We start from the raw sequence: 16,927 nt of genomic DNA, 5'->3' as shown, positions 1-16,927 counted from the left end.
AGAGCACACGGAGAAGAAGCAAAGCCCGCTGAAATCTTGTATTCCCTTGGATTTCTGGTGTTCATGCGTCCTCTCCGTGCCTCCGTGCCTCTGTGAGAGAACGTATCCTCATGGTTTCTGCCCGTCGGCGGCGCGGAAGATCGGGCTGTCCAGGGTCAGCCGGCCCACGGCCAGCTCGAGCCCGGCCAGGGCCAGGTTGTACTGGTAGACCGCGCCGCAGCGGTTGGTGCGCGCCCCCAGCAGGGCCGTCTCGGCGTTGAGCAGGTCCGTCAGCACGGCCATGCCGGCCTCGTAGCGGTTCTTCACGATCCGCAGGCTCTCCTCGGCCATCCCAACCGCCTCGGCAGCCACGGCGTGCTGGGCCTTCGCGGTGCCCACCCGCAGCCAGGCGTCCTTGGCCTGCAGGGACAGCAGGTCCTCGTACTGCTTCAGCCGGGCTTCCGTCGCCGCGGCTTCCGCCTTCATCTCCGCCACTTTCGCCCCGCGGTAGTGCCCGTCGTAGAGGGTCAGGCGGGCCTGGACACCCACCACGTAGTTGGCCCCGAAGCTCCCGCCCGTGGTCCCCTGGTTGGCCTCGACGGTGGAGAAGGCGCCGATGCTGGGCTTGAAGTCCGCCTGCGCCTCCCGGACCCGCAGCTTGCCGATCTCCACGGCCTCCCGCAGGACCGCCAGCTCGGGCCGGTTCTTCAGGGCCTCCTGCCGCGCCTGCGCCTCGGCGAGGACCGGGAGGTCCAGCAGGGCCAGCGGGGTGGCCGGGTCGAGCTCTCCCGGCTCGGCGCCGGCCAGGTCGGTCTTCAGCGCCGCCGCCGCCAGGCGGACCTGGCTCTCCGCTTCCAGTTCCTGGCGCCGGACGTCGGCCACGAAGACGTCCATGCGGAGGAGGTCGGACTTGACCACCATCCCCTGGTCCAGAAGGTCCTGGATGCGCTCGCGGCTCTTCCGCGCCGACGCGAGGGTGGCGCGGGCCGCGGCCAGGTTCTCCCGGGCCAGCTGCACGGCGAAGTAGTGCCGCACCACGTCCATCAGGAGCGCCTGGCGGGCCTGTTCGGTCTGGCGTCCCTTGAGCGCCTCGTTCCGGTGGGCCATCTTCTCCCGCAGCGGCGTCTTCCCCCCCTCCCAGATGGACTGCCACAGCGTCACCTCCCCCTTGAGGTTGTTGACGGGGTCGGGGTGGTTGAGGGCGTCGATGTCGAAGTTGGCCGCGGAGAAGCGCTGCTGGCCCAGCAGGGTCCCGAAGACGTAGACCGGGTTGTTGCCGTTGGTGAAGACCGCCCGGCTCTCCACCCGGGGGTAGTACCCGGAGCGCGCCTGCCGGGTCTGGGCCTTGCCGGCGTCCTCCTCCCGCAGCGCCGCCGTGATGGAGGGGTTGTTCTCCAGGGCGGCGGTGCCGGCCTCCCGCAGCGTCAGCCGCCGGGGCGCGTCCGGCGTCGGGTTTTCCGCCTTTGCGCTTTCCACCGCCGCGGAGGCGTCCGAGATCGCGTCACCGGCCGGGGCGGCCTGTTGCGAGCCCGGTCCCGTCGCCGCGCCGTCCGCCGCGGAGGGCCACACCGTCCCGAACCCCGCCGTCAGCAGCGCCACGGCCATCGTCAGTAGCGCGACCGACCGAAGCTCGTGCCTTGTCTTCCTTCCCGTTCCAACGTCCATAATACCCACCTCTCCGAAGGGTCGAGCGCCCGAGGCTGCTCGTGCGGCTCGTGTGGTTCGTGGTTTCATCCCTGATCTGACGCAGACCGCTCATCGGCCGCGTCCGTGCCGACGCCGGCCTCGTCGCAGAACCCGAAGGGCATGCCCGCCGCCTGGATGCCGTCCAGTTTCTCCCGCCCGGCGGGGGTCAGGGAGAAGAGCATGACCCGCTTGTCGTCGTGGGACACGTCCCGGTGGATGAACCCCTTGCTCTCGAGCGAGCCCAGCACCCGGGACATCCGGGATTCCGACAGCCCGACCTCCGCCGCCACCTCGCCCGCGTTGCGGGTGCCTCCCGAGAGCGTGCACAAGGCCATGGCCTCGTTGAGGGAGAGGCCCCACTCCTTCTGGAGTTCCGCCTCGAAGGCGTACATCCGGCGGAAAAGGTCCTTCATCCTGCAGAGTTTTTCGTGAACCATGAGCGCTCCCGGGTAGTTGGCGTCAGCAATATTTGCTACCCTCATCTATGATGCATGCTATTCCTTGCGGGTGTCAAGTATTTTTTTTCGGCGCCCGGAACGTCCGGCGGTTTCCCGAAGGGGGGCTTCGTGGCGCCCCGTTCCGGGCGCCTCCCGAAGGGATGACGGGGTGAAGGTCTCTTCAACGCACCCGGCGGGATGGCAGGTTCCGTTCGCGGGGTTCGTGTTTCCTTCCCCCCGTTCACCCGGGGGGTGGTGCTACAATGATCCCGTTTCGAGCCTTCGGGAGACGGGCCGGTTCCCGTGTTGCCCTTGGTGAAGCCGCAAACAGCCGCCAATTGGATATTTCCCGCGAATAACGCCAATTGACACGAACAAAGGATACAAAAGATGCAAACCCCTTCCTTTTCCCTGCCGGCCAACGCGGTTCTCCCGCCCTTCCAGTCCGGCTCCCTGGCCATGGACCCTCTGGTCGAGTTCGACGAGGCCCTTTTATCCCTCCTGGTGGCCTGGGAGAACGACCCCGGGACATCGGCCGTTCGCAGCCATCCTTTCCCGGAAAGCGCTTGACACCACGCTGTGCCTGTGCTCAGATTCTCCCGGGAGCCGGGTGGTGACCGCCGCCCGGGCGAACGGGAAGCGTGATGGCGAAGGACAAGGCGAAATCAACCCAATCCCCCACGGAGGCCATCCTCGAGAGCATCTCCGACGGGGTCTTCACCGTGGGGCCCGACTGGCGGGTCACCTCCTTCAACCGGGCCGCCGAGGAGATCACGGGGATCCCCCGCGAGGAAGCCCTGGGCAAACCCTGCTCGGAGGTGTTCCGATCCAGCATGTGCGAGAGCGACTGCGCCCTCCGGGAGACGATGAAAACCGGCCGCCCCATCATCGGGAAAACCGGCTACATCCTCACACCCGAGGGGGAACGGGTCCCCGTCAGCGTGTCCACGGCCGTGCTGCGCGATGAGCGGAGCCGCGTGACCGGGGGGGCCGAGACCTTCCGGGACCTCTCGGAGACGGAAGCGCTGCGCCGCGAACTGGAGGGGAAATCCCGGGTCGGCGACCTGGTCAGCCACAGCCCCGCGATGCACCGCCTGTTCGAGGTCCTGCCCGCCGTCGCCGTCAGCCCCAGCACCGTCCTCCTCCAGGGGGAGACGGGGACCGGCAAGGAGGTGCTGGCCCGGACCCTCCACGCCCTCAGCCCCCGCAACCGCGGCCCCTTCGTGGCGGTCAACTGTGGGGCCCTCCCCGACACGCTGCTGGAGTCGGAGCTGTTCGGCTACAAGGCCGGGGCCTTCACCGGCGCCAACCGGGACAAGCCCGGCCGCTTCGCCCTGGCAAAGGGGGGGACGCTCTTCCTGGACGAGATCGGGGAGATCAGCCCCGCCCTCCAGGTCCGCCTGCTCCGGGTGCTCCAGGACCGGACCTACGAGCCCCTGGGCTCGACCCGGCCCGAGACCGCCGACGTCCGGGTGATCGTCGCCACCCACCGGGACCTGGCGGAGCAGGTCCGCCGAGGCGCCTTCCGGGAGGACCTCTTCTACCGGGTGAACGTGGTGCGCCTCGAGTTGCCGCCGCTCCGCAGCCGCAAGGAGGACATCCCCCTCCTCGCCGGGCAGTTCGTGGAGCGCTTCAACCACCTTCAGAAAAAACACCTCCAGGGGCTCTCCCCCGAGGCCCTCTCCGTCCTCCTCGCCCACGAGTGGCCGGGGAACATCCGCGAACTGGAAAACGTCATCGAGCGCGCCTTCATCCTCTGCCGGGAAGGGCCCATCGGGGTCGAGCACCTCCCGGTGGAACTGTCGGGACGCCAGGCCACGCGGGAGACGGTCCCGGACGTCCGGGCCGCCCACGACCTCCTCGACACCCGGGCCATCCGCTCCGCGCTGGAGCGCAACGCCTTCAGCCGCGTGGCCGCGGCCCGGGACCTCGGGATCCACAAGACCACCCTCTTCCGCCGGATGAAAAAGCTGGGGATCCGGGAGAGCGGCCGGGACGGCCGATCCGGAAACCTGCCCATGAAAGGGGAAAGAACATGACAAGCCAGGCCCGACTCCTCCGGGTCGTGTTGGCCGCCTGCCTCCTGATGCTGGCCGGTGGGGCGCAGGCCTCCCCCCCCGCCCCGGTGGAGATCACCCTCCTCCACGTCAACGACACCCACGGCTACCTGATGCCCGCCCTGCGAAAAAACGTCGACGAGGCGGTCCCCACGGGCGGGGCCGGGTACCTTGCGGGGCTCATCCGGCAGGAACGGGACCGGGCCCCGGAACGGACGCTCCTCCTCTCGGCGGGCGACATGTTCCAGGGGACCCCCGTGTCCAACTCCTTCCAGGGGAAGCCGGTGATCGAGTGGATGAACCACCTGGGCTTCGACGCCATGGCCGTGGGCAACCACGAGTTCGACTGGGGCCGGGACGTCCTGGGGCGGTTGAGGGAGTCGGCCGCCTTTCCCTTCCTGGCCGCCAACATCGAGGCGGTCGGCAGCCGCGGCCCGCCCCTCTTCCCGCCGAGCGCCGTGTTCGAACGGGGGGGCGTCCGGGTCGCCGTGATCGGGGTGGCCACCCCCGTCACCCCCCACATCACGCGGGCGGAGAACACCCGCGGCCTGGTGTTTCACGAACCGGCCGACGTCCTCCCCCCCCTCGTCCGCAAGGCCCGCCGGGACGGCGCCCGGCTCGTGGTGGTGCTCTCCCACCTCGGCTTCGAGGCGGACCGCGAACTGGCGCGGAAGGTCCGGGACATCGACGTCATCGTCGGCGGTCACAGCCACACCGCGGTCCGGGAACCGCTCCGGGTCGGCCGGACCCTGATCGCCCAGGCGGGGTCCTACGGGATATACCTCGGGGTCCTGCGCCTCCGGGTGAAACCGGGCGGGCGAGGCCCCGTCGAGGTTTTACCCGGGAGCGGGCTCGTCACCGTGCTCGCGGGACCGGACCGGCCCCGGGACGACGTTGCGGCCGGGATGGTCGACGCCTACTTCGAGCGGATCAAGGCCGATTTCTCCCGCGTGGTGGGCTCGACGACGGTGGACGTGGACCACGACTCCCGGGGCGAAACGGCCGCCGGGAACCTGGTGTGCGACGCCATGCGGGAGTCCGCGAAGGCCGACCTCGCCATACAGAACTCCGGGGGCATCCGGAACAGCCTTCCCCGGGGGGACATCACCAAGGAACAGGTCTTCTCCCTGCTCCCCTTCGACAACCGGGTCGTGGTCCTCGAGATGAACGGGGCCCAGGTGCGGCGTCTCTTCGAAGGGATCGGGCTGCTCGAGCGGCAGCCGCCGCAGATCTCGGGCGCCGTGCTGGAGTACCGGCAGCGCACGGACGGGAAACTGGAACTCCTGGACGTCCGCGTCGGCGAGGCCCGCCTGGACGACACGAAACGGTACCGGGTCGCCACCAACGACTTCCTCGTGGAGAGCGGGCGCGGCTACCAGGTCCTCGGCGAGGTCGGGAGCACGCAGCTCGACCTGGTCCTCTGGGACGTGCTGCTGGAGTACCTGGGGCGCCACTCGCCGGTTTCCCCCCGCGTGGAGGGCCGGATCGTCATCCGGGGACCGGTGAGCGCGAAGACGGCCCACTGAGACCCGATTCGCGCCCCTTGGCGTGATTCGCGGGAAAAACCACTTGGCGACTTTTTACGGGAACGTCTTTGCAAAGCCATTGATTGAGCCATCGCCCCGAGGGCGATGGTACTTTCTGAGGGGCTGCCAGGGTTGCGCAACTGCATCCGGGCCCGCCCCGACCGTAGCATTCACGCTACCCGATCCGTCTCCCGGCACGGCCGAAAATGCCGGCAAACCCCAGTGAAAGTCGGATGATACGCTTGACGCCCCACTTCCGGGCCTTTCTGGCACCCCGGATGCAATCAAAGCATCCGGTCCGGTGAGGATGACGTCCGCCGCAGGCGTCGGCACCCTCCCGCCGGTTCGCGAAGCCCGAACAGGGTTGGCATCCCCGTTATCCGTCTTTCTCCCTCACGGAGGCACAGAGGCACAGAAAAATGCAAATTGTATTTAATAGAATCAACAATTTTTATGATTCTTCTCCGTGCCTCCGTGCCCCTGTGAGATCACAATCAGGACATTTTGCGAGGGCATCAAGATTGACGACTTCGGAAAAGCCCGGGAGCCGAACGGGAAAAAGCTTGAGCAGCCTTCGGTTGAGCCATTGCCCGGAGGGCGATGGTCCATATGGCGGGGGCATCAGGGGCGTGTCATGACGCGGATCGCCTTCGCCGTCTGGAACCAGCGCATCGCCCCGGTTTTCGACGTCGCCCGGCGGGTCCGGGTCGTCGAGGTCGAGGACGGGAAGATCCTCGACGATCGCGAGGAAGCGCTGGCCGAGGACCCGCCGGCCCGGAAGGCGCTGGACCTGGCCCAGCTCGGGGTGCGCGTCCTGGTCTGCGGGGCCATCTCGAGACCCCTGCACCTCCTGATCAACGCTGCCGACATCCGGGTGATCGCCTTCGTGGCCGGGGAAAGCTCCGAAGTGGTCCGGGCCTTTCTCGAGGGCCGCCTCGACCCCGACGCCTGGGCCATGCCCGGCTGCCGGGCCGGCGGCCGGCGCTGCCGACTGGAGGACAGGGAATATTTCGTACAGGAGGCTGCCATGAGGGGAAACCCGGGTGGAGGCGGGCAGGGAGGCGGACGCGGGGCGGGAACGGGTCAGGGCTCGGGCCCCGGGAATCGGGGAGGCGGTCGGGGCCGCGGCGGGCGTGGCCAGGGACAAGGAGGAGGCCGTGGCGGTGCGGGGGTCGGTGCGGGCTCGGGGGCCTCAGGCTTCTGCCGCTGCCTGAGTTGCGGCCACCAGGAACCGCACCGGCGAGGACTCCCGTGCGCCCAGATCCCCTGTCCGAAATGCGGGGCGGCCATGACCCGGGTCTTCTGAGCGCCGATCACCCGCTTCACCTTGGCATGGGCTGCGGCCTCCCCGCTCCCGGGGGCCGAGCGGGAGGGGCATCTGAATCCGGGGCGCCCCGCGGGGCATCCGTGAACTTACGTTCGACTCAATTTCAACCCAAGGAGGATGAATCATGGAAGACGTCAAGGGAACCGCCGTGTCGATGCCCCGGATCGGGGACCAGGCCCCCCCCTTCAAGGCGGTCACCACCCAGGGGATGATCGACTTCCCGGGCCAGTACGCCGGCAGCTGGGTGATCCTCTTCAGTCACCCCGCGGACTTCACCCCCGTGTGCACCACCGAGTTCATGACCTTCGCCACCATGGAAGCGCAGTTCGCCAGGGTCAACTGCAAGCTGGTGGGCCTGTCCGTGGACGGCCTCTTCAGCCACATCGCCTGGCTGCGCACCATCAAGGAGAAGATCGAGTACCGCGGGATGAAGGACGTGGAGGTGAAGTTCCCCCTCATCGAGGACATCACCATGGAGGTCTCCCGCCTGTACGGGATGATCCAGCCGGGAGAGAGTTCCACCAAGGCCGTGCGCGCCGTGTTCGTCATCGACCCCAAGGGCATCATCCGCACCATCATCTACTACCCGCTGAGCACGGGCCGGAACTTCGACGAGATCTACCGCCTGATCGTGGCCCTGCAGACGGCGGACGCCTTCTCCGTGGCCACCCCGGCGGACTGGCGCCCCGGCGACCCCGTCATCGTCCCGCCCGCCGGCTCCTGCGGCGTGGCCAAGGAGCGCATGGAGGGGCAGGCCGGCCTGAAGTGCTACGACTGGTTCTTCTGCACCAGGGAACTGAGTGCCGAGGAAATCGACGCCGCCGTCGCGAAGAAGTGAGTTGTGGCGCAAGCTTCAGCTTGCGTGGACGATCGAAGCCTTCGCGATTGTTCCCGTCCCGGCAGAAACCGACGGGAACCCCGACCGCGAAAACCCCGGGGGATGGGGGGCCGGTCCCCCCTTCCCCACACCCGACGGAGGGATTGCCATGAAAATCGTATTCACCACCACCGGGGAGGGGCTCGACGCCCCCCTGGACCCCCGGTTCGGCCGGGCGCCCCGCTTCCTGGTCTATGATCTCGACGACGACACGTTCACCGTGGTGGACAACTCCATCAACCTCAACGCCGCCCAGGGGGCCGGGATCCAGTCCGCGGAGACCGTGGCGCGGACGGGAGCGAAGGCCGTGGTGACCGGCCACTGCGGGCCCAAGGCCTTCCGGGTCCTCTCGGCGGCCGGCGTGAAGATCTACCCTTCCCCCGAGGCCACCGTGGCGCAGGCGCTCGCCGCTTTCCGCGCGGGCAAGCTTTCCGAGGCGTCCTCGGCCGACGTCGAAGGACACTGGGCGTAAACGGCGGCCGCTCCCGGCGAAGCCGCAACCCGTGCGCCGGGAGTGGGTCCCGCCGCTCGCGTTGCCCCGGTCCGGATGATACTCGACGGAAGACCGAAAGCGATCATGAAGACCTCTCTCGAATGCATTCCCTGCCTGGTGCGCCAGGCGCTGGACGTGGCCCGGCTGGCCTCCCCGGACCCCGCCGTCCACGAGACGGCGGTGCGCGACCTCCTGCGGCGGGCAAGCCGGGCGGACTTCCACCGCCCGCCGCCTTTTTTGGCCCAGCAGGTCCACCGCCGGCTGCGGACGCTGACGGGAGGGGTCGACCCTTACCGGGATTTGAAACAGCGCTTCACGCACCTGGCCCTGACCCTGGCCGAAGCGTGGCAGGAACGCCTGCACCGCCTTCGGGATCCCCTGGAACTCGCGATCCGCCTCGCCATCGCCGCCAACGTCATCGACCTGGGCGCCAAGACCGGGCTGACGGAGGCCGACCTGCCCCGGGCCTTCGAGCAGGCCGTCAACGCCCCGCTCAGCGGTGACGTCGAGACCTTCCGCTCCGCGGTGGCGGCGGCGGGCCGGATCCTCTTCCTGGCGGACAACGCCGGCGAGATCGTTTTCGATCGCCTCCTGATCGGGCAGATCGGGCCCGGCAAGGTGACCGTCGCCGTCCGGGGCGCCCCGGTGATCAACGACGCGACCCTGGAAGACGCGGCGGAGGCGGGCCTGACCGGCTTCGTCGAGGTGCTCTCCAACGGCTCCGACGCGCCCGGGACGATCCTGGAGGACTGCTCCGCGGCCTTCCGCCGTCGCTTCGACGCGGCCGACCTGGTGGTCGCCAAGGGCCAGGGCAACTACGAGACCCTGGCGGGTGCGACCCGGTCGATTTTCTTCCTTTTCAAGGTGAAGTGCCCCGTGGTGGCGGCCCACGCCGGCCTCCCCCTCGGGGCCCACGCGCTCCTGGCCCACCCCGCCCCGCCGGACACGGGGCATGAACACGGCGCCGGCGAAAGGAACGGAGGCGGCGCATGATCCTCGCCGTAGCCTCGGGCAAAGGGGGAACCGGGAAGACCACCGTGTCCGCGAACCTGGCGCGGGTGTTCGGACGCCCCGTGCAGGTCCTGGACTGCGACGTGGAGGCGCCCAACGGCCACCTCTTCCTGAAAGGGCCGCGGGTCGCCGAGGAAGTCGTCACCGTCCCCGTTCCCCGGGTGGACGCGGCCCGCTGCGACGGCTGCGGCGAGTGCGGGCGGTTCTGCGCCTTCCGCGCCATCGTCTCCTTCGGGACCGCGCCGCTCCTGTTCCCGGAGTTGTGCCACGCCTGCGGGGGGTGTGCCCGGGTATGTCCCCGGGGGGCCATCGACGAGGTCCCCCGCCGCCTGGGCGTGATCGAAACCTTCCAATCCGGCGACGTCACCCTCGTCGCGGGCAGCCTCGACGTCGGCGTCCCCACGGCCCCGCCCCTGATCCGGGCAGTCAAGGCCCGCCTGCGGCCGGGCATCCCCGCCATCCTGGACGCGCCGCCGGGGACCTCCTGCCCGGTGATCGCCACGATCCGCGGCGCCGATTTCGCCCTGCTGGTGACCGAGCCGACGCCGTTTGGCCTCCACGACCTCGAACTGGCCGTTGACATGGTGCGCCACCTGCGGGTACCCTTCGGCGTGGCGGTCAACCGCGCCGGGTCCGGTGACGACCGGGTGCACCGCTACTGCCGGGGGGAGAACATCCCGGTCCTGCTGGAAATCCCTGATGACCGCCGGATCGCCGAGGCTTACTCCCGGGGGGACCTGATGGTGGAGGCGCTGCCGGAGTACCGGGGCCTTTTCACGCGGCTGCGGGAAATCGTCGAGAGCAAGCCGCAGGAGGGAGAGAGGCAATGTCTGTAGTAGCAAAAAGGTGGTTTTTCGCTGCCCTGAACCCCGCCAGTGGATTCGGGAGTATGCGCACTTTGTTCTAATGAGCTTTTTGTGTATTCTCCGTGCCTTTGTGCCTCTGTGAGATCAGATTCAGGACTTCTGCGAGGTCATCAATGCTGACTTACGAATACGAATGCGAAGGATGTGGCAAGGTGGTCGAACAGCGCCGGAGCATCACTGCGGACCCGCTGTCGGAATGCCCCCACTGCGGCGGCAGGGTCCGCCAGTTGGTCACCGGGGGGGCGGGCTTCGTGATCAAGGGGTCGGGCGCAGCCGCCCCCCGGGGGCCCGAAGGCGGGGGATGCGCCCTGGAGCGGGAGGGCCTGACCTGCTGCGGCCGGGACGGCCGGTGCGGAAAACCTCCCTGCGGGGGCGAGCCATGAGGGAAATCGTCGTCGTCAGCGGCAAGGGGGGAACGGGCAAAACCAGCGTCACGGCGTCTTTCGCCGTCCTGGCCGAACAAGCCGTGGTCGCCGACTGCGACGTGGACGCCGCGGACCTTCACCTGGTCCTCGCCCCGCGGACCCTGGAGCGCCACGTGTTCCGCAGCGGCAACGAGGCCGTCATCCGGCCCTCCGACTGCACGGGGTGCGGGGAGTGCCTGTCGGTCTGCCGCTTCGGCGCGGTGCAGCGCCTCGACGACAACACCGGCCAAGCGGTCTTCGTCATCGATCCCGCCGCCTGCGAGGGGTGCGGCGTCTGCGTCCGATTCTGCCCGGCCCGGGCCATCGACTTTCCCGAGCGGGTCTGCGGCGAGTGGATGGTTTCCGACACCCGCTGCGGGCCCATGGTTCACGCCCGCCTGGGCGTCGCCGCGGAAAACTCCGGGAAGCTGGTGTCCACGGTGCGGCGGGAAGCCCGGCGCGTGGCCGAAGAAACCGGCCGCTCCCTCATCCTCGTGGACGGCCCGCCGGGGATCGGCTGCCCCGTCATCGCCTCGGTGACGGGGGCCACGGAGGTGCTCGTCGTCACGGAGCCCACCCTCTCCGGGGAGCACGACCTGGCGAGGGTCCTCTCCCTGGCCCGTCACTTCGGGGTCCCGACCGCGGTCTGCGTGAACAAGTGGGACATCAACCCGGAGCTGTCCGCGCGGGTCGAGGACGACGCGCGCGAGGCCGGGGCGCGGGTCGCCGGCCGTATCCGTTACGACCGGTCCGTCACCCGGGCCCAGATGGACGGGCAGGCGGTGGTTGAAGGGGGCGGGCCGGCGGCGGACGATATCCGCGCCGTCTGGGAACGCCTGGCGGCGGCTGAAACGACCGGCCGCCGGTGAAGCGGGCGGGACCGGATGGTTTCGCGACACGTCTGGAAACGGACGGAACTGTTCGGCAATTCGTTGGTTTGAGCCGTCGCCCGGAGGGCGATGGGACTTCTCGGGGATGTCAGGATATGATGCCATCGCCAAAAGTCCTTTTCTCTCACAGAGGCACTGAGGCACGGAGAAATGCAAATCGTATTTAATAGAATCAAAAATTCTTATGATTCTTCTCCGTGCCTCTGTGCCTCTGTGAGATCCGAATCCGGGCTTTTTTCGGGGTCGTCAGGATTTTACCAAGCTCATTTATCTCTTTGGAGGATCAATTGAAAACAGAAAACGTCGGGATGAACACCAAACTGGTCCACGCGGGCGTCTCGCCCGACCCCTACGGCAGCGTCGTGACGCCCATCTACCAGGTGTCCACCTTCGCCTTCGACAGCGCGCAGAACGGCGCGGACCGCTTCGCGAAGAAAGCGGACGGCTACATCTACACCCGGATCGGGAACCCCACGCTCGACGCCCTGGAAAAGTGCGTGGCGGAACTGGAGGGCGGGGTCGGCGGCATCGCCACCAGCTCCGGCATGGCGGCCGTGAACACCATCTACTCCGCCCTGCTCAAGGAAGGCGACCACGTGGTCAGCACCGCGTCCGTCTACGGCCCCTCCCGCATCCTCCTCGAACGGCACTTCAGCCGCTTCGGCGTCCGCTCCACCTTCGTGGACACCTCCGACCTCGAGGCTGCGCGGGCGGCCGTTCGCCCCGAGACGAAGCTGGTCTACATCGAGACGCCGTCCAACCCCATGATGCAGGTCACCGACATCGCCGCCATGGCGGAAATCGCCCACGCCGCGGGGGCGCTGCTGGCGGTGGACGGCACCTTCGCCTCGCCCTGCCTGCAGCAGCCGCTGCTCCTGGGCGCCGACGTGGTGATGCACTCGGTGACCAAGTTCATCAACGGGCACGCCGACGTGGTGGGCGGCATCCTGGCGGCCCGGGACCCCGGCGTTTACCAGCGGCTCCGGGACACCATGATCCTGACGGGGTGCAACATGGACCCGCACCAGGCCTTCCTGGTGCACCGCGGGATCAAGACCCTCTCGCTGCGGGTCGCCCGCGCCGAGGAGAACGCCATGGCCATCGCGAAGTGGCTGGAGCAGCGCCCGGAGGTGGAGTGGGTGCGCTTCGTCGGCCTGCCCTCCCACCCCCAGCATGAGGTGGCCCGCCGCCAGATGCGCGGTTTCGGCGCCATGATCAGCTTCGGGATGCGCGACGGCCTGGAAGCGGGGCGCCGCCTCATGGACAGCGTCAAACTGGCCACCCTGGCGGTTTCCCTCGGCGGCGTGGAAACGCTGATCGAACACCCGGCCTCCATGACCCACGCCGGCGTCCCCAGGGCCGAGCGCGAGGCCGCGGGGATCACCGACGGTCTCGTCCGCCTTTCCGTGGGCATCGAGGACCTGGACGACCTGATTCGGGACCTCGACCAGGCCTTCCGGGCCTGAGGGAGCCGGCCATGGACGTCCTCGTCATCGGCGGGGTCGCGGCCGGCCCCAAGACCGCCGCCCGGATCGCCCGCCTCCGGCCCGACGCCCGGATTACCCTCCTCGAGAAGGGGGAGTTCCTCTCCTACGCCGGTTGCGGGCTCCCCTACTACGTCTCGGGCGAGGTGAAGGCCCAGCGTGAGCTGATGGACACCCCGGCGGGGGTGCCGCGGGACGCCGCCTTCTTCCGCAGCGTCAAGAACATCGAGGTCCGCACCGGAACGGAGGCCGTCGAGATCGACCGCCCCGGCAAGCGGGTCCGGGCCCGGGACCACAAGTCCGGGACGGAGTCCTGGCTCCCCTACGACAAACTGGTGCTGGCCACGGGGGCCGTCCCCGTCATCCCGCCCATCCCCGGCACGGAACTGGGGAACGTCTTCACCCTCCACGGCATCCACGATGCCGAGGGGATCCGGGCACTGCTGGCCGAACGGAAGGCGCTGGACGTGGTCATCCTCGGCGGCGGCCTGATCGGCGTCGAGGCCACGGAGGCCCTGGCCGCCCACGGCTGCCGGGTGACCGTGGTGGAGATGCTCCCCCGGATCCTCGGCATGCTGGACCCGGAGGTGGCCCGGTTGGTGGAGCTTCACATGGAATCCAAGGGTGTCCGGGTGCTCACCGGCACCCGGGCTCTCGCCCTGGAACCGGCCCCGGACGACCCTCGCCGGGTCGGGCGCGTCCGGACGGAAGCAGGGGAGATCCCCGCCGGGATGGTCATCGTGGCGACGGGCGTCCGCCCCAATGTCGACCTGGCACGGCGGGCCGGGCTTGCCATCGGGGAAATGACCCGGGCCATCCGGGTGGACGACCGCCTGCGCACCTCCGACCCCGACATCCACGCGGCGGGGGACTGCGCCGAGTGCACCGACCGGCTGACGGGCCGCCCCGCCTTCGTCCCCCTCGGTTCCACCGCCAACAAGCATGGACGCGTGGCGGCCGACAACGTCTGTGGAGTGGATTCCGTCTTCCCCGGCATCCTGGGTACGGCGGTCTGCAAGGTCTTCGACTTCGCCGTCGCCCGCACGGGCCTGACCGAGGCCGCGGCCCGCGCGGAGGGCTTCGACGTGGTCACCGCCCTGGCCCCCGGCCCGGACCGGGCCCACTACATGCCCGGCTCCCAACCCCTGCTGCTCAAGCTCGTGGCGGACCAGGCCACCGGCCGACTCCTGGGCGTCCAGGCGGTGGGCCCCGGCGACGGGGCCAAGCGGGTGGACGTGGCAGCCACGGCCATCACGGCGGGCATGACCCTGGACGACGTGGCCGGGCTCGACCTCGCCTACGCCCCGCCCTACGCCCCCGCCATGGACAACCTCATCACGGCCGCCAACGTGGCCCGCAACAAGCGAAGCGGCCTCATGACGGGCATCACCGCGGAGGAGGCCCGCGCCCGGCTGGACCGGGGGGACGCCTTCGTGTTCCTGGACGTCCGCTCGCCCCGGGAGCATGCGGAAGTGCGCCTGCCCGGGTCGACGCTGGTCCCGCTGGGCGTATTGCGGAAACGGCTGGACGAGATCCCCCGGGACCGGGAGATCGTGACGTTCTGCAAGGTCTCCCTCCGGGGCTACGAAGCGGCCCGGATCCTTCAGGCCGCCGGTTTCCGCGACGTGAAAGTCCTCGACGGCGGCGTGGCCATGTGGCCCTACGCCGTCGAGCGTTGACAACAAGGAGGTTTTGTGACATCGAAATCCGATCCGTGCAGTGGCGGGACGACCTGCGGGACCGGGGGGCACGCCGCCCACCCGGCCCCCGGCGCCCTTGACGAGTACCTCCAGCAGCAGGCCCTCCGGGAGCGCCTCGCCCGAATCGGCCGCAAGATCGTGGTGCTTTCCGGCAAAGGCGGCGTCGGCAAGAGCACCGTCGCCGTCAACGTGGCCACCGCCCTCTCCATGGCGGGAAAGCGCGTGGGGCTGCTGGACGTGGACATCCACGGGCCCAGCGTCCCCACGCTCCTGGGCCTGGAGGGGGCGAAAATCCACGGGGACGAGAACGGCCTCCTCCCGGTGGAGGTGAACGGCCTGAAGGTCATGTCCCTGGGGTTTTTACTGGACGACCCCGACGAGGCCGTCATCTGGCGCGGTCCCATGAAGATGGGGGTGATCCGCCAGTTCCTCTCCGAGGTGGCCTGGGGCGACCTCGACGTCCTGGTCATCGACTCCCCGCCGGGGACCGGCGACGAGCCCCTCTCCGTCTGCCAGCTGATCGGGGACCTGCACGGCGCCGTGATCGTGACGACGCCCCAGCGCGTGGCCGCCGTGGACGTGCGCAAGTCCGTCACCTTCTGCCGGCGGCTCCGGGTCCCGGTGCTCGGGATCGTGGAAAACATGAGCGGTTTCGCCTGCCCGACGTGCGGCGAGGTGACCCCCATCCTGGGCTCGGGCGGCGGGCGGCGCATCGCCGCGGACATGAAGGTCCCCTTCCTGGGCTCCCTCCCCTTCGACCCCCGGATCGTGGCCGCCTGCGACGGCGGCCGGGCCTTCCTGCGGGACCACGGCGCGACCCCCGCGGCGGAGGCCCTTCACGAGGTCGCCCGAACCGTCCTGTCGCTGGACGGCCCCCGGACCGACGAGGCCCGGCAAGAGAAAACCAACCGAGAGGAGAACCGAACCATGAGAATCGCCATCCCCCTGGCCGACGGCAAGCTGGCCCTCCACTTCGGGCACTGCGCCCACTTCGCCCTCATCGACGTGGACCCGGGCGAAAAGAAAATCCTCCGGCGCGAGGACGTCGCCGCCCCGCCCCACGAACCGGGCAAGCTGCCGGCCTGGCTGGCGCAGCACGGCGCGAACGTCATCATCGCCGGCGGCATGGGCCAGCGCGCCCTGGCGCTCTTCGCCGAACAAGGCATCCAGGTGGTGGTGGGAGCCCCCCCGGAAGCCCCCGAGAAACTGGTGGCCGAGCACCTCGCCGGGACGCTCCGGGTGGGGGGCAACGTCTGTGACCACTGAAGAGCCCCTCACGCTCAGTGTGCGGAACAACCACGGCCGGTGCCTCCTGTGCGGGGACCGGAACCCCTGGTCCCTCAGGCTGTCCTTCCAGCCCGACGGCGAGGGGACGGTGGAGACCCGTTTCACCGGACACGGGGGACTGCAGGGCTACGACGGCATGCTGCACGGCGGCGTCATCGCCGCCCTGCTGGACGCCGCCATGACCCACTGCCTCTTTCACCAGGGGATCCAGGCCGTCACCGGCGACCTGCACGTCCGTTACCTCCACGCCGTCCCCTGCGACGCGGACCTGGAGATCCGGTCCCGGGTGACGGCCTCCCACCCCCCCCTGTACCGCCTCGAAGCGCAGATCCTGGTCGGCGGGCGCGTGGCGGCCTGGTCCGAGGCCAAGTTCGTCCGGCGGCGGAAACGGCCCGGGAAAGCGGATCGAGGGTGAAGGGTGAAGGGTGAAGGCTGTAGGCTGTAGGGGTGTAGGCTGTAGGCTGTAGGTCCGGAGAGCTTTTCAGCGGAGTCTTTGTCGCTATCACAATCGGTATTGCTATTGCTATCGGTATCGCTATCGGTATCGCTATCGGTATCGCTATCGGTATCGCCATCGCCATCGCCACCGCCATCGCCACCGCCATCGCCACCGCCACCGCCACCGCCATCGGCGTCGGCGTCGCCATCGCCGTGCGGAGTGCGGCGCGCAGGCTGCCGGAGCGCCGCTTTGACCGCGCCGCGCAGGCTGCCGGAGCGGCGTGGCCCTCGAGCGAACCCACGCGCTTTCCGGAAGCACAAACAAAAGAGCCTAAAAGCAATACTGCTCATTTAAGGATACTGATCAAGTAGTCGAGGATTCGAACCGGCTTTTTACTTTTGGAATTGCGAATGGGAAACTTACTCATCTTTCTCTTCACCCCTCTCGGGATCTTTCGTCCGCGG

At 69.0% G+C, this 16,927-nt stretch carries 16 protein-coding genes; 14 read left to right on the top strand and 2 right to left on the bottom strand.

What is annotated here, in order from left to right; genetic code table 11:
- Nucleotides 1–108: 108 nt before the first annotated feature.
- Nucleotides 109–1,644 (bottom strand): TolC family protein, encoded by a 1,536-nt coding sequence (locus tag KA419_06490; GenBank protein ID MBP7865581.1) that lies wholly within the window; start codon nucleotides 1,642–1,644, stop codon nucleotides 109–111.
- Nucleotides 1,645–1,709: 65 nt separating this feature from the next.
- A complete protein-coding gene (locus tag KA419_06485) occupies nucleotides 1,710–2,102 on the bottom strand; it encodes a winged helix DNA-binding protein (protein MBP7865580.1) in 393 nt (130 codons plus the stop codon).
- Between the two features lie 390 nt (nucleotides 2,103–2,492).
- Between KA419_06485 and KA419_06480 the strand changes: the two genes are divergently transcribed.
- The 14 genes from KA419_06480 to KA419_06415 all read left to right on the top strand — a co-directional run bounded on the left by KA419_06480 (nucleotide 2,493) and on the right by KA419_06415 (nucleotide 16,439).
- Nucleotides 2,493–2,672 carry a hypothetical protein gene (locus KA419_06480; GenBank protein MBP7865579.1) on the top strand — a complete coding sequence of 60 codons (180 nt, stop codon included), beginning with the start codon at nucleotides 2,493–2,495 and terminating at the stop codon, nucleotides 2,670–2,672.
- Between the two features lie 74 nt (nucleotides 2,673–2,746).
- Entirely contained in the window at nucleotides 2,747–4,141 is a 1,395-nt protein-coding gene (locus KA419_06475; protein ID MBP7865578.1) for a sigma 54-interacting transcriptional regulator, read from the top strand.
- A complete protein-coding gene (locus KA419_06470) occupies nucleotides 4,138–5,685 on the top strand; it encodes a bifunctional metallophosphatase/5'-nucleotidase (GenBank protein MBP7865577.1) in 1,548 nt (515 codons plus the stop codon). Before KA419_06475 ends, KA419_06470 begins: the two co-directional genes overlap by 4 nt.
- A 634-nt stretch (nucleotides 5,686–6,319) precedes the next feature.
- Nucleotides 6,320–6,991: a hypothetical protein gene (locus KA419_06465; GenBank protein ID MBP7865576.1), complete on the top strand. Its 672-nt coding sequence runs from the start codon at nucleotides 6,320–6,322 to the stop codon at nucleotides 6,989–6,991.
- Between the two features lie 175 nt (nucleotides 6,992–7,166).
- Nucleotides 7,167–7,850, top strand: coding sequence for a peroxiredoxin (locus KA419_06460; GenBank protein MBP7865575.1), 684 nt, complete (start codon nucleotides 7,167–7,169; stop codon nucleotides 7,848–7,850).
- A 148-nt stretch (nucleotides 7,851–7,998) separates the two neighbouring features.
- On the top strand, nucleotides 7,999–8,361 hold the full coding sequence (locus KA419_06455) for a NifB/NifX family molybdenum-iron cluster-binding protein (protein MBP7865574.1): 363 nt from the start codon (nucleotides 7,999–8,001) through the stop codon (nucleotides 8,359–8,361).
- Nucleotides 8,362–8,466: 105 nt separating this feature from the next.
- Entirely contained in the window at nucleotides 8,467–9,375 is a 909-nt protein-coding gene (locus KA419_06450; GenBank protein ID MBP7865573.1) for a DUF89 family protein, read from the top strand.
- Nucleotides 9,372–10,229, top strand: a complete 858-nt coding sequence (locus KA419_06445) for an ATP-binding protein (GenBank protein MBP7865572.1) — start codon at nucleotides 9,372–9,374, stop codon at nucleotides 10,227–10,229. Before KA419_06450 ends, KA419_06445 begins: the two co-directional genes overlap by 4 nt.
- 143 nt (nucleotides 10,230–10,372) lie before the next feature.
- Nucleotides 10,373–10,642: a zinc ribbon domain-containing protein gene (locus KA419_06440; GenBank protein MBP7865571.1), complete on the top strand. Its 270-nt coding sequence runs from the start codon at nucleotides 10,373–10,375 to the stop codon at nucleotides 10,640–10,642.
- Nucleotides 10,639–11,532, top strand: a complete 894-nt coding sequence (locus tag KA419_06435; GenBank protein MBP7865570.1) for an ATP-binding protein — start codon at nucleotides 10,639–10,641, stop codon at nucleotides 11,530–11,532. Before KA419_06440 ends, KA419_06435 begins: the two co-directional genes overlap by 4 nt.
- Nucleotides 11,533–11,861: 329 nt before the next feature.
- Nucleotides 11,862–13,019 carry a PLP-dependent transferase gene (locus KA419_06430; GenBank protein MBP7865569.1) on the top strand — a complete coding sequence of 386 codons (1,158 nt, stop codon included), beginning with the start codon at nucleotides 11,862–11,864 and terminating at the stop codon, nucleotides 13,017–13,019.
- 11 nt (nucleotides 13,020–13,030) lie between these two features.
- Nucleotides 13,031–14,716, top strand: a complete 1,686-nt coding sequence (locus KA419_06425; GenBank protein ID MBP7865568.1) for an FAD-dependent oxidoreductase — start codon at nucleotides 13,031–13,033, stop codon at nucleotides 14,714–14,716.
- 15 nt (nucleotides 14,717–14,731) lie between these two features.
- On the top strand, nucleotides 14,732–16,003 hold the full coding sequence (locus KA419_06420) for a P-loop NTPase (protein ID MBP7865567.1): 1,272 nt from the start codon (nucleotides 14,732–14,734) through the stop codon (nucleotides 16,001–16,003).
- Nucleotides 15,993–16,439 carry a PaaI family thioesterase gene (locus KA419_06415; protein MBP7865566.1) on the top strand — a complete coding sequence of 149 codons (447 nt, stop codon included), beginning with the start codon at nucleotides 15,993–15,995 and terminating at the stop codon, nucleotides 16,437–16,439. The genes KA419_06420 and KA419_06415 overlap by 11 nt, the downstream gene beginning before the upstream one ends.
- Nucleotides 16,440–16,927: the final 488 nt, after the last annotated feature.

The sequence above is a fragment of the Acidobacteriota bacterium genome, from assembly GCA_018001935.1.
Classification (GTDB): Bacteria; Acidobacteriota; JAAYUB01; order JAAYUB01; family JAAYUB01; genus JAGNHB01.
This window is presented reverse-complemented; position numbering and strand designations above follow the sequence as displayed.

Bases quoted from the DNA above. Each gene is read 5' to 3' on its own strand.
- KA419_06440 (MBP7865571.1), top strand. From the start codon at position 10,373: ATGCTGACTTACGAATACGAATGCGAAGGATGTGGCAAGGTGGTCGAA.
- KA419_06465 (MBP7865576.1), top strand. From the start codon at position 6,320: ATGACGCGGATCGCCTTCGCCGTCTGGAACCAGCGCATCGCCCCGGTT.
- KA419_06460 (MBP7865575.1), top strand. From the start codon at position 7,167: ATGCCCCGGATCGGGGACCAGGCCCCCCCCTTCAAGGCGGTCACCACC.
- KA419_06480 (MBP7865579.1), top strand. From the start codon at position 2,493: ATGCAAACCCCTTCCTTTTCCCTGCCGGCCAACGCGGTTCTCCCGCCC.
- KA419_06475 (MBP7865578.1), top strand. From the start codon at position 2,747: ATGGCGAAGGACAAGGCGAAATCAACCCAATCCCCCACGGAGGCCATC.
- KA419_06425 (MBP7865568.1), top strand. From the start codon at position 13,031: ATGGACGTCCTCGTCATCGGCGGGGTCGCGGCCGGCCCCAAGACCGCC.
- KA419_06485 (MBP7865580.1), bottom strand. From the start codon at position 2,102: ATGGTTCACGAAAAACTCTGCAGGATGAAGGACCTTTTCCGCCGGATG.
- KA419_06450 (MBP7865573.1), top strand. From the start codon at position 8,467: ATGAAGACCTCTCTCGAATGCATTCCCTGCCTGGTGCGCCAGGCGCTG.
- KA419_06455 (MBP7865574.1), top strand. From the start codon at position 7,999: ATGAAAATCGTATTCACCACCACCGGGGAGGGGCTCGACGCCCCCCTG.
- KA419_06445 (MBP7865572.1), top strand. From the start codon at position 9,372: ATGATCCTCGCCGTAGCCTCGGGCAAAGGGGGAACCGGGAAGACCACC.
- KA419_06470 (MBP7865577.1), top strand. From the start codon at position 4,138: ATGACAAGCCAGGCCCGACTCCTCCGGGTCGTGTTGGCCGCCTGCCTC.
- KA419_06430 (MBP7865569.1), top strand. From the start codon at position 11,862: ATGAACACCAAACTGGTCCACGCGGGCGTCTCGCCCGACCCCTACGGC.
- KA419_06435 (MBP7865570.1), top strand. From the start codon at position 10,639: ATGAGGGAAATCGTCGTCGTCAGCGGCAAGGGGGGAACGGGCAAAACC.
- KA419_06490 (MBP7865581.1), bottom strand. From the start codon at position 1,644: ATGGACGTTGGAACGGGAAGGAAGACAAGGCACGAGCTTCGGTCGGTC.